At 39.2% G+C, this 18,380-nt stretch carries 12 protein-coding genes; 1 reads left to right on the forward strand and 11 read right to left on the reverse strand.

The features are described 5' to 3' along the window. Positions 1–110: 110 nt before the first annotated feature. Positions 111–938 (reverse strand): HEPN domain-containing protein, encoded by an 828-nt coding sequence (locus tag P767_RS0108075; RefSeq protein WP_026764093.1) that lies wholly within the window; start codon positions 936–938, stop codon positions 111–113. Positions 939–940: 2 nt separating this feature from the next. Further along, entirely contained in the window at positions 941–1,324 is a 384-nt protein-coding gene (locus P767_RS0108080; RefSeq protein ID WP_026764094.1) for a hypothetical protein, read from the reverse strand. 124 nt (positions 1,325–1,448) lie between these two features. On the opposite strand from P767_RS0108080, the gene P767_RS0108085 reads away from it, so the two are divergent. Next, positions 1,449–1,844, forward strand: coding sequence for a helix-turn-helix domain-containing protein (locus tag P767_RS0108085; protein WP_026764095.1), 396 nt, complete (start codon positions 1,449–1,451; stop codon positions 1,842–1,844). Between the two features lie 21 nt (positions 1,845–1,865). On the opposite strand, the gene P767_RS0108090 is transcribed toward P767_RS0108085, so the two are convergent. From P767_RS0108090 to P767_RS0108130, 9 genes are all read right to left on the reverse strand, one after another. Next, a complete protein-coding gene (locus P767_RS0108090) occupies positions 1,866–3,992 on the reverse strand; it encodes a glycoside hydrolase family 2 protein (protein WP_216593220.1) in 2,127 nt (708 codons plus the stop codon). A 100-nt stretch (positions 3,993–4,092) separates the two neighbouring features. Continuing rightward, positions 4,093–6,666 carry a family 20 glycosylhydrolase gene (locus tag P767_RS0108095; protein WP_026764097.1) on the reverse strand — a complete coding sequence of 858 codons (2,574 nt, stop codon included), beginning with the start codon at positions 6,664–6,666 and terminating at the stop codon, positions 4,093–4,095. Positions 6,667–6,673: 7 nt separating this feature from the next. Beyond that, positions 6,674–10,555 carry a family 20 glycosylhydrolase gene (locus tag P767_RS18175; protein WP_172637530.1) on the reverse strand — a complete coding sequence of 1,294 codons (3,882 nt, stop codon included), beginning with the start codon at positions 10,553–10,555 and terminating at the stop codon, positions 6,674–6,676. Continuing rightward, positions 10,552–11,733, reverse strand: a complete 1,182-nt coding sequence (locus P767_RS0108105; RefSeq protein ID WP_026764099.1) for an AGE family epimerase/isomerase — start codon at positions 11,731–11,733, stop codon at positions 10,552–10,554. The genes P767_RS18175 and P767_RS0108105 overlap by 4 nt, the downstream gene beginning before the upstream one ends. 44 nt (positions 11,734–11,777) lie before the next feature. After that, positions 11,778–13,334: a sialidase family protein gene (locus tag P767_RS0108110; RefSeq protein ID WP_026764100.1), complete on the reverse strand. Its 1,557-nt coding sequence runs from the start codon at positions 13,332–13,334 to the stop codon at positions 11,778–11,780. A 44-nt stretch (positions 13,335–13,378) separates the two neighbouring features. Then, positions 13,379–14,590 carry an MFS transporter gene (locus P767_RS0108115; protein WP_407636325.1) on the reverse strand — a complete coding sequence of 404 codons (1,212 nt, stop codon included), beginning with the start codon at positions 14,588–14,590 and terminating at the stop codon, positions 13,379–13,381. Between the two features lie 73 nt (positions 14,591–14,663). Beyond that, complete coding sequence (locus tag P767_RS0108120) at positions 14,664–15,806, reverse strand: Kelch repeat-containing protein (protein WP_026764102.1); 1,143 nt, start codon at positions 15,804–15,806, stop codon at positions 14,664–14,666. A 2-nt stretch (positions 15,807–15,808) separates the two neighbouring features. Then, positions 15,809–16,750, reverse strand: coding sequence for a dihydrodipicolinate synthase family protein (locus P767_RS0108125; protein WP_026751175.1), 942 nt, complete (start codon positions 16,748–16,750; stop codon positions 15,809–15,811). Positions 16,751–16,841: 91 nt separating this feature from the next. After that, positions 16,842–18,365, reverse strand: coding sequence for a RagB/SusD family nutrient uptake outer membrane protein (locus tag P767_RS0108130; RefSeq protein ID WP_026764103.1), 1,524 nt, complete (start codon positions 18,363–18,365; stop codon positions 16,842–16,844). Positions 18,366–18,380 lie beyond the last annotated feature (15 nt).

An 18,380-nucleotide genomic window follows, 5' to 3' on the forward strand; every position in this document is an offset into this window, starting at 1 on the left:
TTTGATAAAGGCTCCTAATTGCTGTAGAATAGCATTATCAGTCAATTCAAGCCATTTTATGTTGGTTTTTTCCACCATTAATAGCAAATATAGGCATTAATGATGGAATTTTACAACATTTTCAATTGATTCAGCAATTCCGACACTTTATCCCTCAAAACAATTAAATCACAATATTTAACAGTAAACTCAGGATTATAACGACTGTCAATATAGGATCGTTGAAACAATTTGAATACTCTTTTATCTTCTTCTGATTTCAAAGGAAAAATACATGAAACAGCATGATTGGTCCAGCCTGCATAACGTAATAAGCGTTCCACATTATGTATAGGGATGTAATACCCCAACCCCATTTTAATAAAAGTACTCAGTGCCTGTTCAGCTGCCTGGTGCAGCATAAAAAGACTTAATTGGTATTGCTTTCTAATTAAATAAAGCTCTGCCCCAGAAAAGAATTCATTGCTTTTCTCTAAGCCCTCACGATAAGTTCTTTGAAGCAAATTAGCATTCATTTCTGACTCAACATGTATCTGGAAAGAATTTGCATACTGATTATTACAATAAACAGGAGTACTTGAGTTTACAACTTTTACAGCAAAAGAGTGGCCTATAGAACACCAATGGATAAATGTACTGGTTTCTAAAAGTATACAAGTTGTTGGCAAAATGTTACTGGCTTTTCGCTCCATCATCTCATGCATTTCCAATATTGTATATTTCTCTGGTTTTGGAATAAGTACCAATAAGAACAATTGCGAAATGAATGTTCCCTCATTGGAAAGAGCAGAAAAAATACTTTCTGTTTTATATTGATTATGTTTTGTACCCAATAAAAAAATAGCATCTGGCTGATATGCATCTTGAATGGATTGAATACAATTTAATTTTTGATCTACCACTTTCGTTGCTTCAGTATAAATGAATGTATTTATCATAACTAAATCATTAAATAAGCGTTCTCTATTAATTGATTTACTATTTCATAGAAATGCAAGACTGCCAGGTCTACACTTGCTTCAAATAAACTATGATTTGAAAGTGCATAGCATAAGATATAGTTCAAATTAGTCTCCCACTGCTTTATAGAATATGTTTGAATGAGATTCTTAATAACTATATTATTAGACTTCTTCTTGTTACGCTTAACCCACTTATGAAGGGCATGCACCAATTTAGACAAATGCTCAAAAAAGTATATCAAATCATACGGAGCTCCATTATTCCAAATCTTACTGGTTTCTGCTGCTTTAAAACTGCTGGAGACATATAATTTTGCAGACTGCAGTGAATAGGCATCAAAAAAAGATTTAACTAGCTCCATAAAATAATGTAGCTACTAAATTGTAATCAAGAAATTAGGTATCCTAATTTTAAAACAGGTATTTTACCTGAAAAGCAAGGTATTTTACCTGAATTTCTTTGTTATATTTGAAAAAAGGAATTCCATGGAAAAAACAATACATCAAGGACGTAACGTTAAGCGTTATAGAGAACTTCTTGGGATAAAACAAGAAACACTCGCAGCTGAAATGGGAGAAGACTGGAACCAAAGAAAAATTTCTTTAATTGAACAAAAAGAAGTGATTGAAGACAATATACTAATTAAAGTAGCCAATGTTTTAAAAGTTCCTGTTGATGCCATAAAAAACTTTGACGAAGACACTGCCATTAACATATTGTCTAACACATTCACAAGTCACGACCATTCCACATTGAATGTAATCAATCACAATTGTACATTCAATCCATTTGATAAAGTGGTTGAACTTTATGAAGCGCTGCTTAAAAGTGAAAGAGAAAAAATAAACCTACTAGAAAAGTTTATTGACGGAAATAAATAGTACAACCAAGTCTTTTCACATTTAATCTTCAAATCTTTTTTGCGAAGCTACAAAGCCTGTTGGCCTAACAATTGTAATAAAGTAATCACCAGAACCTAAACCCTTTATAGCTTCCACTTTTAAGCTATGCCGCTGCCCCGGTTTCAGCGTTGGAATTAAATAAGGTTTTGTTTGCAGGTAATTATCTTGTTGTGAAGAAATATATAACTGGTATCCACTCACTGTATGCTGAGGCAAACCCATACTACCATACAGCGTAATATTGAGTTTTCCTTTTTCCCCATTGGCCACGTGTTGAATTTCAATAGGCGATGATTGCTCCCTTAATACTTTCATAGACGGCTTGGGATTTCCATACATATCATACACCCCATGAATTCTTCTTCTGAACTTTCCAATATCGGTAGTACCGGGATAGTGCGTTCGGTAATCCGTTAAATCAAAATAGATAGCGCCTTCTACATAGGGCTTGCTTTCATAGATTGCCATATGATAAATAAGGTCTTCTACTCTTCGCTCATCACCTCCTTTAAAATTAGGCTCACACAAACCAAATTCTGAAATGAAAAAAGGCTTGTCAGGGTAACTCATATGCACACTGTCCAGATACAAATGAATTTCCCCAGTGGGTATACTCCACCAACTTCCCCCGTATTCATTCATCATTAAATAATCTCCCTCCGCAGCTGCATCGGGAACAAAATTGGGATTCGTGATATAACCATGTGTTAGCGTATTACTCACGTAGGCAGTATTCCTGCCTGGATCCAGCTCTCTTGACTTTTTCATTAATGCACTAATAAAGGGTTTCATGTCTGCATCTCTGGCGCGCAATTCATTTCCTGCACCCCAGGAAAAGATACTGGGATGATTATACAGATTATCAATCATGCTTCCCAATTGCTGCATGGCAATCTGCTGAACGGTTTCGCTGGCTGGGGTTTCAGGCCCCCACAAAGGAACTTCCTGTTGCACCAATATGCCATTTCGGTCACAGAATTCATAAAACAAATCGTCCTGCTGAAAATGCTGTCTGGTGAAAATTGCATTTACATTTTTCATCAATTTGCAATTCGCCAGTATTACAGAATCGGTTTCTGCAAATCCATAATCCGGATTGGAGCCTGCCGTCCACTCAACGCCCATCAGTTTTACCCGCTCTCCGTTCAGATGGGTTTGTCCGTTGATGAATGCAAGATTTCTGAAACCAGTATTCGTTCCAATTACATCAATCAGTTCTTTATCTGTCGCAATGAAAACACCAACGAAATACAAATGCGGAAAATCAAAATGCCAGGGTTTTACCTTTGGAATTTGAACTGTTGCATAAGCATTTACGCCGTCCCAATCGGGCTTTACCAAGGCAGTAACCATCTGGGTTCTGGCCAATTCGTGCATTGTTAAATTGGGCTGACGATTCATTTGTTTGTATTGTTCCAAGTCAGGAGCAATTTGAATATTGAGTTTCAATGTAGACTTTAGCCCTGCATATTTCTTTTCGAGTATAGCAGCATTGAATGGCAGTTTAATCTTCACCGTAGCAGATGAATCTTTGTGTAAAGTGGGTGTTACCCATATTTGACTGGGAGCAACCGGATGGGTAACCATCATTTTTACTTTTCGTATGATACCACCATCATTCGGCCAGTCAAATGAACTTCCATAAGGTACTTTATTCTTGCCGTAATCATTGTTAACCGCAACAGTCAGTTGATTGTTTTTACCCGGCTGTACGGCTTTACTAATATCCACTTTGAATTTATTGAACCCATCTCCAATATGATCTGCAACTTTTATACCATTTAAGTATACATGCGCTGTGTGGTTAACGGCGCCGAATTCAAGCACTAGTTGTTTGTTTTTATAAGTTGCAGGAATTTCCAGATTACGCTGGTACCAGGCCCACCCATAGTGCATTTGATTGCTGTCTTCTATATTCCAGGTATGAGGGATGGAAACCGTTCTGCTATTGATTAGTGGGGCTGTAAACCAGGCAGCTTTCAAACCCTCTGATTGCTTGTCTGTTTTAAATTTCCAATTACTGTTCAGCCAAACAGTATCTCGCTGGGCCAATAAGTATTTCGGTTGCATTAAAAAGGAAATAGATAGCCATACAACACTGATCAAAAAGCATTTTTGATTACCCATAGATGTTGACAATTTTAACATTTTGACGTCGCTGCTACGCTTTGCTATTTTGTTCATGCGGATACTTTTATTGAGGCTTTTGATGGGAACAATGCTTTGCTTATTCAACCGGTACAAATGTGAACATATACTTAGCAGGGTTCTGCCAGTCTTTGCCCTTTAATTCTTTTATAGGAATTTTGATACGCACTTTATTTTGTCCCTTTTGTAAAAGAATCATTGTTGGCGCTCTGTATTCATATCCTTCATCTGATAAAGGAATTTCTGAATGGCCTTTTTGACCTCCACGCTTCCATACAGGTGGTGCAATCATTTGCTGATTAACCCAAACAGTTGGGCTATTAAAACTCCACTCTCCTTTCGGATGCGAATCCGTTGCGGGTGAACGAGACAAATTGTTGAATCCAATCCAAAAAGGTTTCACCGCGGTTTCCTTACTCCAGATTTCGGTTTCGGCATAAACAGTTGTGTTGGGTGTAAGGGTATCAATAGCCCCTTTAATCAGGGGTGCCCACCAATGTTTCAACACCACGGTACCGCCAGTTACTCTTTTATAAAAAGAGCCAGCCATTGCTTGTTCACTCAAATAGTTTTGATGATCATTCACCTCTTTTGCAAATGGACCGTAAAGTTTCCATTGCATATGACTTTGGCGTTGGTAAGAAAAAGCAACTGGAGCAATTGAAGTATTTGCTGCACTAAAATACTGCTGCCGATGATTGAGCAACCGTTCTTCAAATTCCGCAAACGCTTTATTGTCACCATCACTAACATTAGCAATCCATCCTGGTTGCCCCCCTCCTCTCCAGCTTCTTTCGGCAAAAGCCACCATGGCAGGATATACCGGATTCATTCTTAATATATCTTCCTGCTTCTCCACCGCTCTATCGTGCCAGGTACAGATAATGGCACCCAAAGCATTTTGGTCACCCTGATCTTTGTTGGCCAATTGTCTATTAAAAATAGTGGTCACGGCCTCTAAAGGATCCATATGATTCAAATACAAATGCCTGGAATCAATGTACTGAATTTGTTTATCGCTGGTAATTTTACCAAGGTCATCCATCCACAATTGGCGGATAGTATTGTCTAGAAAATTTCCACCCGGTTGCCAGCCAATTACTTTTTTGCCAAAGCTTTGAATATATTTAGTTACTTCCGGAATAAAATTCGGGTTGGTGATTTTAACTTCGTCTGCACCAATATGAATATAGGGAACGTCAAAAGTAGTACAGAACTCTTCCAGTATATTTTTTACAATAATCAATCCGGAATCACTTTGCATATCTGTTTTCATCGCGCGTTTAAAAGCCGCACTATGACCGGGCATATCGATCTCAGGTACGAATAAAATATTTCTGTCATTGCAATATTGTATTAGCTCTTTTATTTCTGCTTCTGAATAATACAACCCCTTATTGCGCAGCATATATTCTGGCGAAGTAAGCTGCGGATATCGCTTGCTCTCTATTCTCCAGGCAATGTCTTCGGAGGCATGAAAATGAAATACATTCAGTTTGTATTTTGCCATCCTATCAATTTGCTGTTTCAGCAAATCAATGGATAGATAATTCCTTCCAACATCAATCATATATCCTCTCCAGGCAAAAGCTGGTTCGTCTTTAATTTCCACTGCATCAATGGTTTTTCCATTGCGAGCCAATTGTTCCAATGTTTGCATGGCATTGAATACGCCCTTTTGCGTTTTTGCTTTGATGTTGATTTGACTTTCGGAGACATTGAGTTCATAGGATTCATTAGCATCACCCTTACGCAGATTTACTTTCGATTTCTTGATTTTTGCCCCTACAACATTTTTATCCCTTTCAAAACCCTCGGAACTATTCTCAATAAGAATGGCAACCTGTTCTTTGATACTTTTTCCGGATTGTAACAGATAATAACCAGATTTCCATTCTACCTGTTTTGGCAGCGGAATTAAAGCAGGCTTATCTGTAAGTCCAAAAACTTTCGGATAAATTAAATGTCGCCAATGTTGATAACCTGCTCCCATCAAATGCAGTCCGTCATTGGTATATTTTTTATTTAAATATCCCTGGTTATCGGTAAAAGAAGAATGCAGATCAATATAAGTGTACTGATGTGCTTCAGCTGCATTTTTGAGAAATGTATTTGCAATCAAAATTTCTTTCGTCTTACTGGTTTGTCCGGCAAATTTTCCAAACAATGGATTTACCGGAAGAATGCTTTCAATGAAAACCTTTGTTTCCGGACTTTCCTGTTGCAAATAATCATTAATGAATAAAATATTTTTAACAACTGAGTCCGGGGTCAGGCCTCTGCCTAAATCGTTAATCCCAATCATCAGGAAAACTTTGGCTGGTTTTCTTTTCGCAACTTCATCCAAACGATATATCACACCCGCAGTAATGTCGCCGCTGATACCTCGGTTCTTAATGCGACTATCACTGAATAGCTCATTCCATTCTGCTCCGTCGTTGATGCTGTTGCCCAGGAAGATTATGGATTGGTTATTTTGCTCATTTACTGCTTTACTATTATCGAAACCCTGTAACGATTGAAACAAACTTATCCGCTGATGATAATAAGTTGAAAAAATTGAATCAGGATATTTTGGCAATTGAATCTGGGCCTTACTTTGTAAAGCAAGGAATAACATCACCAATAACACATTTACAAATTTTAGTTTCATAGTTATACTATTCAACAATGAATTCATCTACAAATATCCAGGCTGGTTTTCCTTCACCTGAATGCCCCTTCGGTAATTGATTCAACACTTTTGCTGTAGCCCTTACGTATCTTGCATTTACCGGTGTGAACGAAGCAATAAAGTCTTTGATGGTGGGTGTTTTATCTTGCTGCAATACTGTATTGTTAACTGTACCTATTTCTGTAAAATGGATACCATCCAATGAAAATTCAAACTTTACCCACTCTGGCATCATGATCCAATCTGCATATTGCTGTAAACATCCCAAGGATAGAGTCTGAATTATTTTCTCCTCTCCTAAATCAATTGTAGCTATTAAGTCATTCGCAGAAATGCCATGCCAAAATTTATTAACCGCAGATGTTCCCTTGATGCCATCTGTTAAGGAATTAGGACCATCAGCCATATAATATCGGCTGATAGGGTTTGTATATACTACCTGCTTCCCTATTGCCTTATGTATGGCAAATTTTTGCTCGGCAGGAAAAATACTTTTCACTTCTCCATTCACTGTTGTGATTGCCTTAATGGTAACAGAGGAATTTATTTCAATAGGATTGGCGTATTCACTACTATTGATATTAGGGTGCGTTCCATCAGTGGTATATTGTATTTGGCCCTTATAAGCTTCGGTAGAAAGCGTTGCATATAATTTTCCTGCTTGTAAAGAAGGCTTAATATCAACTTTAAAATTTCCCTTGCTGTAATGCAATCCCTTTTGATCAAATCCAATAAAATGAGATTGTAGTCTTTCATTAAAATTAGACCAGTCTTTACTGTTTGCAGGACTCCATAAAACTTCTGACAGAGCCAACATGCGGGGTAATACCATGTACTGAACTTGTTTGGGTGTTGTGATATATTCTGTCCAGAGATTCGCCTGTGCCCCTAAAATATAGTTGGCTTCAGCTGATGACAATTCCTTGGGCAATGGCTCATAATCATATACACGCTTTAAGGTATTGAATCCACCAATGGCCAAAGGTTCAGTTGCAGGATCTCCCTGATAATGATCAAAATAAACAGGATTACCCGGCGTCATCACTACATTGTGCTTCATTTTGGCTGCTGCAATACCTCCTGCTTCCCCCCGCCAGCTCATAACGGTTGCATCAGGTGCCAATCCACCTTCGAGTATTTCATCCCAGCCAATAATTTTTCGTTTTTTAGATTGTAGGAACCGCTCAATTCGCTTAATAAAATAGCTCTGTAATTCCTCTTCGTCTTTTAAATGCTCCGCAAGCATTCTTTGTTGACATTTGGCACATTTCTTCCAGGATGTCTTGTCTACTTCATCACCACCAATATGAATATATCTGGATGGAAACAATGCTATTACTTCTGTTAATACATCTTCTAAAAAATGAAATACCGAATCATTGCCTGCACAATAATTAGATGCCATACCGGTATAATTACCGCCTGTTAACGGCAATTGCTTTTGTTGGGTACAACTTAAATAAGGATATGCACTAATGGCCGATGCTACATGACCTGGCATTTCAATCTCCGGGACCACAGTAATATTTCGCTCTGCAGCGTATGCAACAATTTCCTTAATTAGCTCCTGTGTGTAATATCCACCATAATTAGCAGGCTCCCCAAGTTTAGCCTGCGGCCTTGATCCCCAAACCTTATCTGTATGGTCTACCCGCCAGGCTCCTGTCTGAGTTAGAGCTGGATACTTTTTAATTTCTATACGCCATCCCTGGTCGTCTACTAAATGCCAATGAAAAGTATTGAACTTATAGGATGCCAGTAAATCAATGTATTGTTTAATGAATTGAGGAGCAAAAAAATGACGGCTCACATCCAGGTGCATACCCCGCCACTTGAATCTTGGATAATCGGTAACTTCCATTGAAGGAACAAGCAGCTTTGCATTGTTTCTGATAGCAGGCAATGTCTGCATCAAAGATTGTATGCCATAGACGATACCTGCCTTTGTATTGGCTTGTACAGAAATGAGTTCAGGCGTTACTTTTAAATGATAACCTTCGTTCCCAAGCGTTGTATCGGTAATAAATGCCAATACAATTTTTTGTTGACCCGCTTTTAGTTGCCCATTGGCTGGCTTTAAAGGCAGGGTGAATCCCGAAATTTCCCGGATGCCTTGTTGAAGAAATCTGGCTGCAGAAAGCAACGCTTTATTTTGTGCAAAGAATTCAATGGCAGTTTGCTCATGAATATGAAAAGCACCTTTTTGTTGTTGCAGGCGAACAGGAGCCGGAATGATGTTTAAAGAAGAAACAGCTGATTGTAGTACTTCTAGTTTAAATGTTGAAGCTGGCAATCCTGCATTGTTTACTAAATTACCATCTGTATAAGGTTTCCAATCGTAATAAACATATTCAGGCATGGTTGGGGATTGAATCACTACCGTAAAATTCCCTTGATTTGAGCCAGGTTTTTGCTCAAAATTTTTTAAAGAATCAATCTGTGCTGCTACAGCTGTAATTCCGTCCAGCGAAAAACCCCGCAACAATTTACCATCCGCTGTTTGCAATCCCCCCGCTGCATATTTAAAATACACTTTTACTTGTCCTTTTTCATAAATAGCTTTATCTGGCAAAGGCCCGGATGGCACAACCGCTTTTCCATAGTCATTGTGCAATGCCCATTGGGCCAATCTTTCCCCTACTATCTTTTTATTGGTTGGATGTACATTATCCCTTAGGCCATGATCGGTTATCACAGCCATACCCGAATAAGGAATTTGCTCCAGCAATTTTCTTTCTTCGTTGCGAAACAAATGCCAGAATTGCCCCTTGTACTTTACACTGTCTATGGAACTCAATTGTACAAAGTAGTATGGTAGTTTGGGTTGTTTAAATTTGGCTCTGTAATCTTTCACCATCAAAGCAGATAAGGCCACATACTCATTTACTCTTTCTATTTCCTGCGCATTACTTTCTCCCTGATAATTAACAATCCCTTTTATGGCAAATGGAAACAAGGGCTTGATACCCGCTTCATACACATGACCAGGCTTAAAAGGATGGTTCGTTCCTGTTCGCAGATTTTGGTTCCCTCTTTCTTTAACCCAAACGGGTAAATAAGGGTTAGTTAACCAGGGCTCCATGGCTTTAGAGGCGAAGACAGGATTCAATTTTAGGGCATCGGTTCCTATAAAAGTTTCTAGTGGTGCACCTGCAATAGAGAGATTGATTAAACCAACCGGAACTTTGGTTTTCTCTACTATTTCCTTTCCGTAATAATACGCCACCGCACTCATGGTCTTAAAATGATGGCTATCACTTACTTCCCAATGGGTCTTTGCAAAAAAGTTTTCTGGCGCCAATAGCTGGAGCACCGAATCGGTAAAAAATTGATTGAAAATATTTTTACCTGCATAGGTCGGATTGTATAATCGCAACAATGGCTGCTGGGCTGTTGCAATGGCTTCCTTATAATTCATTTCCCGCTGCATGGGCCACTCCATATTGCTTTGACCTATACAAAGCCATACATCTCCTATTAAAATATCATTGAATTGAAGCTTTTGTTTTCTCGACGCTATTTGTAATGTCTGTGGTGCTGCATTGGCGGATTGCGCCGGCAAATAAACCGACCAGCTGCTGTCTTTTTTTACGACTGATTTAGCTACCTGCTTTTGCAAATGATTGCTTATTTTATTGGGATCAACTGCAGGCGCTAAACTAACCTGAACAATGGATCCAGGCAAACCCTTACCCCAAATATGAATGGGCTGCTCTCTCTGCAAAACCATATGATCCGAAAAAATGCTATTTACAGAAAACAGCAGTGAATCCCTATGAAACGAAGCATTTGCACTGTAAAAAAGGATAACAGAACAAACAATCAAGAAGCTAATAGAGATTCTCAATTGCACAGCAAAGGGTCTCATGATAAATAAGATTTTAAAATTTGCATGCAATACCATTCCTGTCTGGGCAAATGAAATGGCCCCTTGTATAAATTACCTTTCGCCGTTTGAGCAATCGTACCATCTCTGTGCAAATACCCAAACCATTCGCCATGCTGCATATCCAGAAAATGCGAATATGCATAATCGTGAACCATCTTATGCCAGGTAGCATATTTTTGATCCCCGGTCATTAAATAAGCTAAAAGAGTGGCAATAATTACTTCATTGTGTGGCCACCAGAATTTCATATCCTGCCAGTATTCCTGAACAGGTTTATTGTATACATCTCTGAAATAAAGAATGCCGCCATGCTGCTTATCCCATCCTCTCTCCCACATATAATCCAGCATTTTACAACCCAGTTGAATTAAATGAGGATCGTTATTTCTATATTTTGCTTCATGTAAAATAAACCAGGCACCTTCTATGGCATGACCCGGATTCAGCGTGCGTCCGTCAATATGGTCTATGATAGATCCATCCGGTGCTACTTGTTCCATTACACACTGAATATCATCTTTTACAAAATAGGTTTCTATTTCGTAGATCCATTGACTAATCCATTCATCGCAGGGTGCATGGCCAATGGTTTCTCTTAACTGCTGAGCAGTATTCATCATAATCATAGGTACACCGATACCCTTACCAGGTCTCGTTTCCGTAAATTTAGCCGGCAGCAATCCCGGAGTAATGGTATACTTTATACATTGGTCAAAAATTTTTCTTGCATTGGCTGCTGCCTCTTCGTCTCCTGATGCTTTGGCATATGCTGCGGCAGCTATCACATAAAATGTTTCAGAAAAAAAATACCTGCGCTTTCGGATAGGTTTTCCATCACGGGTTACATGAAAAAACATCTGACCATCTGTATCAAAACAATACTGATTTAAAAAATCATACCCGCGCTTAGCTCCTGCTAACCACTCAGGCTTTTGCTCTACAGTATTATATAATGTAGCCAACAACCAGGTTGCCCTACCTTGTATCCACACTGCCTTATCATCATCAATCAGCGATCCATCAGCATCACGCATAAGCAGAAATCCACCAAACTCCTCGTCAAAAGACCTTGGAAACCAAAAAGGTACCGTACTATTCAGCAATTGGTTTTCGTAGAAGGAAGCTAATTCAGCTAATTCTTTTACGGAATACATCATTTTCACTTTTTTGATCGGATTAATTGAATTGAAAAATTTTTCTCTTACTTAATAATGGCTGCAACCGGTACTTTCACAAAATACAGATCGCGGGTTCCTTCGTATAAAATACCAATGGTTTCTGCATCTATTTGTGTTAATGAAGAGTACCCGTAACCATTTCTTTCATCAACCAATATTTGATTCGCCGGCAACCAGGTTTCTCCCAAATCGAGACTGGCCTTGATAGTCATATTGTAACGACCATTGGTGGTATTGGGATTGCTGAAGAACAATACGTCCTTTAATACACCCTTTACTTTTACCCTGGCCTTTATAAGGCTCCCCATACAAACAGGGTCTTGCAAGGCATTGTACGAAGTTGCATGCTCCGTCCAGCTTACTCCCATATTGGATGTTGTTGCCACACTTCTGTAAGAACCTCTGTTGTCCCTCATATTCAACATGATTGTTCCAGGTGTAGTTTCTACCACCTGGCTTTCGGTTGTATTAGATTTAGGTCCATTTACATTACCTACCCAGTTTTTACCATGATCTTCACTGTAAATTATGGTTGAGTAAGGTTTCTTTACTTCATCCCAATACTGCGCAGCAAAAACCAGTTTGCCATTTTGCATGGCAATACCTGAGCCAGGACCATTAAAGAATAAATGCCATTTTGGATTTTTTATTTGTGGTGTGATGGTGTAAGGCGCAGACCAGGTAAGTCCATCGTCATCACTACTTACCAATACAAACTGTCCTGTTGTATCCGGAGATATACCAGGTAAAGAACCTGCAATGGAGCGGTTTCCCTTACTCCATAAGGCAGCTACCCATATTTTTTTTGTGATGGGATCAAATAGTATGGCTGGATCTCCCACACCGTTGTTTTCGTGCGGCGCTCCCATATCCATAATAACTTTCATGGGCTGCCAGGTTTTGCCGCTATCGGTACTTCTGCTTAAACCTACATCTATATTCCCAGGCAAATCCGCCGTATTTTTATAGCGGATATCATACACAGAAAGCAAAGTTCCTTTATTGGTGGTAATAATACCCGGTATTCGATAAGTATGAACCCCGTCATCATTGGCCTTTCTAACTGCACTTCCTTTAAACTTAACAAAAGGGCCTGCGGGTTCGGCAATCATAATGTTTTTCCCGTTAGCCGAAATGAGTTTTTTAGCGCTGATTTCAATATTTCCCTGCAATGAAGCAGTTGGCTTTAGTTGTACACTTACCCAAATAAAATGAGCGCCCGGATTTAGTTTTAATGAAACAGGCACTTCCATCTGTGTAGCCGTTGGTTGAACACTTGTTATTAATTGCTGTGCATTAAATGGCTCTGCGCCTGTTAAATAGAATTGAATTTTTTCTATATCGGCTAATGCACCTGAATTAACTGTCATATTGATTTTGCGAAAATCCTGCTGAGGCAAATCGGCCGGTATAAAGACACCCACACGCAGAACCGGATTCTGTTCCATTCCTTTTAAAACGGGTATAGCCGGAGCAAAAGCGGTTGCCTTTACTTCACCTGGAACTGCCAATACTTTCTTGGCACAACCGAGTTGCACCAACAATAAAATACATACACTAATTATAGAAAGTTTTTTCATAGCAAGAATTTATATGCTGAATAATTAGAATGATACTTAAACAATTAAGATGAAATTTCAGATTCAACTGGCTTCGGTTTTAACACTGTCAATTGTAAAACCAAGGCAAAAACCACAACTATCGACATCAATGCAAAATCTTTTCCTAAACTTCCTGCGTCGGTAGACTTCCCCAATACATTCGTAATGAATGCACCGGCAAATACACCGGTCATATTCATTAAACCATAGGCAGTTGCCCTGTACTTTGCCGAAATAAACTGACAGAGAATAGGCATATTATTGGCATCGAACATACCATACCCAAATCCAAAGAAAAACACCGCTCCCACCATATGCAGCATACTGCTACCCAATCCAATCAAAAGCAAAGCCGGAATGGTTAAGCCCAGACCAATAGCACTGGTGTAAATTCTTCCGCGAATGTTTTTTTGCACCCACCTGTCCGAAAGAATTCCACCAAACAATACACCTATAAAGGAAGAAGCTGCAATGGTGATGGTAGACAATGGCCCTGCCAAAGACATTTCTATTTGCAGATTTTCTGCAAACAAAGTAGGTAGCCAGTTTTTTACACCCCATCCCGGTAAGCTGGGTACTGCAAAATAAAACAGGATGACCCAGAAGGAAATATTAGATAATAAAACAGTCAGGCCCTTGAATAAAGACTCTCGTTTGTTTTTTTCAGACAGATTTAGAAAAGATTTTTTGTGTTCGTTGGTTAATATCCTGTTCTTCAAACTAACAATTACTGGCTCTATTTCCTTCGGCTTCTCCCGTAAAAACAAAATCAGCACAATGGAATAGACAATTCCAATCAACCCAAAACTGGTAAAAGCAGATTGCCAGGAGTAGCTGGCAGCAATGGTTGCACCAAAACCACCCAATGCCTGGCCCATATACAACCCGGTCATATGAATTCCAATGGCCAGGGATCTTGTTTTGTTATCGTGATAATCTGCAATTAAGGAAAGGGCGGCAGGAATATACAATGCTTCACTAACGCCCATACCTGCCCTTAACCAATACAACTGATTAAAAGTAGTTGCATAACCCATAGCAAATGTAATGGCACTCCATACAAACAAACTACCAACAATCAACCATTTTCTGTTTAGCCTATCTGCAACAATTCCGGATACCGGACTCATGAATCCATAAATCCAGAGAAATACAGCCATTAGATAACCAAAGTTGGTAGCACTGTTCAATGCCTCAATATCCGCCTGCATAGCTGGTTTCATGGTACTCAGCATTTGCCTGTCCATATAATTGAGCAGCGCTACTACCCAGAGTAACGCCACTACAATCCATGAATACTTTTTATGTTTATTCACGGTTCGGGGGTTGAATATTAATTTGTAAAATTTTATTAGATCGTATACCCGCTTTTATTTCTCCGCTCGGAATAAACACAGCACTATTCCAAAAAAAAGCAGTAGTAGTAACAGGTGTTGCCTGTGTGAGTTCTCCAATTTTACTCCAATGATTCGTATTTATATTGTAAGCAAGTATTTCTTTGCTAAAGCCGGGATGGTTTTCCTGTAGCTGATTTTTCTGATGAATCAATTCTTGCTTTTTTTCAGTATTTGTTTCATTGGCTATTGCAACCAACAATTGCTCTACCTGATTAAATACAATACCACGGTCGCCCCCAAAAATGATTATTTGGTTATTGTTCCAACAAACACCTGTTCCTGCGCTTAGCGCATAAGGCATATCTTCCATTGTTTCCCAGGAATCATTTTTTATATTGTATCGATAGGTTTTATTGCTGAAACTACTAATACCGCCTGGATTTTTTTGTCTCCCTCCCACAATATAAAGCGAGGCATGCTTGCTTTCTTCTGCAGCAGTTAAAACCAGATGCGACAAAGGCGCAGGTATATTTCCAAGACGCTGCCAACCCTTGTTTATTTTTTCTAAATCTAAAAAATAAAATGCGGCACTGGTATTTTCAGCAGTTTCTCCACCAATAAGATACACTTTATTCTGAACACAAACAGCAGAAGCATTGGTAAGTGGAATGGGCAAATCAGGAAAGGCTTTTAACACAACCGATTCTTGTTTTGAATTCCAGTCCAGCAACCAGGTTTTGTTGCTGATACCTTCGGCATTCTCTCCACCAGCATATACTATACCTTGCGGAGAATTACAAACAGCCGCATACGCAACCGGCGCTGGCAATTGTTGTGTCTTGCTCTTCAGATTTAGTTTGCTGTTTGTTTGCTGATAAATAAAAATTTGATCCTGATATTTTTTTGCCCCTCCCTTCCAGGGCATTGCTTCAGGGAAATTAGCCCCTCCTGCAACCACTAAATAATTATTAACAGTTCCTGTAACAGGCCCTGCCACTCCTATATTAGGTAGTTCTGCGGCAACCGCAGTTTTAAGATGAGTATTGAAATGTAATTGAGCAATCACATGCTGCGAGATTAGTATAAAGAATAAAATAATAACATGAACTCGCATGATTATTGTTTTGTTGCAATGGGTTTTTTTGAGCAGTACTGTTCAAAAGATAAGGTTGCTACCTCTTGTTTAAATTGTTCAAAAGCAATTGCATCCATATTCTTTACAGGCAATCGAAACTCACCACAATTCAGTCCAATCAATTTCATATAGGCTTTACCAGTGGCTATTCCACCATATTTACCCAACAACCTGATCATATTAATAGATTGTTGTTGTAATTGCTGTGCACTTAATAAATCTCCTGCTTCAAATGCCTGAATTAAACGATGATACAAAGGAGCTGCATAATTATACGTACTGCCGATAGATGCTTTGGTTCCGATAGCCAGGGCCGGAAGCATATTTTCATCTCTCCCCCAGACCATATCGTATTTGCCATTCTTAAAATGTAAACAAGAAAGAAAATCCATAAAATCTTCATGGGTATATTTTACACCGGCAAAATTGGGGATCAGTCCATCAACTGCCTGTAATAAATCGTACATAGGAAAACCTACTCCGGTTAATACGGGAATATGATAATAATAGAAAGGCATATCTGGAACTACTGCGGCAATTTCTTTGCAACATTCAGCCAGCATTTGCACATTGGCAGGTTTAAAATACGAAGGTGCGGTAAATGAAACGGCATCCAATCCTATGGATTTTGCATGCATTGCCAACTCTTTGGCATCGGCAATACAGGTTCCCCCTAACAAGGGCATCACAGAAAAAAAAGGATCATTTTTGCTACAAGCCGCCCAGGCTTCTGCCACAGACTTCTTTTCTTTTAGTGTAAGGGAAACACCCTCACCTGTTGATCCGCAAATAAAAGCACCCGTAATTCCATTGGCTTTTAGTAAAGCATAATAATCAGGAATCAATTCCAGATGCACACTACCATCAGCATGCATCGGTGTAAAAGGGGCAGCAATCAATCCTTGCAAATGGGTAAATTCCATAACAAAAATTTATAAGGATAAATGCAGGGGGGTATGGCTACCCCCCTGGTTTTTCAAAACTACCATTTATGCTTGCTTAATAAACTATTTTTTAGTAACCAGCTGTTTGCTTTAACAATGGGTCTGCATTCAGCATGGTCAAAGAAAGTGGCAATAAGAACTTGGCTGTACTGCTTGGGCTCAGGAAAGCCGTATTGGTATTGGCATACACATAACTATCGCCAGCTCTGCGAAGTGCCCACCAACGCTTGCCTTCACCAATAAACTCACGCAGGTATTCTTCTAAAATTGCGTTCATATTAGCTGATTGGCTTCCACTCACAAAAGGAGTATAACCCGATCCATATGCACGCAAACGAATCGCATTGATTTCAGCTGAAGGGTCTTCTCCCAATTTGGTTTTGGCTTCCGCTAACAACAACAACACATCCGCATAACGATAAATAGGATAATCATTATTGTAAATTTGTGATGTGCCCGCTACTGTTCCCAAATATTTGGTCAACATTACCCCTCTGATAGCAAAGGGAGCGGCATTGGAATACATTACTCTGAATGTATTGCTGATTCGCTGATCTGCTATTCCTGAAGTTAAACGGGTAATCATTGCCTGGTTCATTCCCACTCTGTTGGCACCACTTACATAAGGATATACTGAAGCCACCGTTGGTGTAGCTGCCTGTGCAAATGATAAGGTATTTGCCTGTATAGAGTTAACTGAGAAATTACCAAAGAAAGTCAGTTGTGCTTGTTGCAATTCGTAGTTTACTGCAAAAATCATTTCGGCATTGTTCACTTTTTTGGTGGGATCAAAAATGTCGCGGTAGTTAGCCTGTAAATTTAAATTGGCACCCTGCAGGTTTCTTACTTCTTGCAATGCAGCTTTTGCGGTGGTAAAATCTGCCGCTCCGCCACCCATATGGGTTCCTGACCAAATAAAAACATCTCCTTTTAATACAAGTGTGGCAAGCTTACTCCATACCACTCGTTTATCAGTAGATACAGGTGTTGCCGTTCCAAACAGATCTAAAGATTTAGCAATATCTGCTTTTACCTGAAGCATGATTGAATCCGCTCCTGTTCTTGGTTTGTAAGTAGCTGCTGTATTGGTAAGGGTTTCAACTGGTTCGGTGTTCAAAGGAACATCTCCCCAGGTTCTTAGCATGGTATAATATACATAGGCTCTTAACCCGTGAACTTCCGCCAGGATTCTTGTTTTTTCAGCATCCGGCAAAGGTGTTTGAGGTATAATCTTTATAACATTATTAAAGTTGTATAAAAGATTGTACATACCACCCCAGTTAGCAAATGGTACATTCAGACTGCTAATATTGTGACGGTATAAATTTTGTAAACCACCGTCAACACTTTCAGTGAATAAACCATCTACCCATATATCACCACGCATCTCGCCCAGCTGATAAAAGGTACTGGCATAAGAACGGAATAATCCATAAGTACCATAGTAGAGTGTTCTGGCAGCATTGGGATCTTTTAGTGCCTGATCTTTACTAATGCTGCTCTGCGGCACTACTTCATCTAATTTTTTGGTACATGCTGCCGCTACCAACATAAGTAACAGTGCAGCCGTTGTAAATATTTTATTGTGTTTCATTACATTCTTTTTAAT

The sequence above is a fragment of the Sediminibacterium salmoneum NBRC 103935 genome (genome assembly GCF_000511175.1).
GTDB classification, from domain to species: domain Bacteria; phylum Bacteroidota; class Bacteroidia; order Chitinophagales; family Chitinophagaceae; genus Sediminibacterium; species Sediminibacterium salmoneum.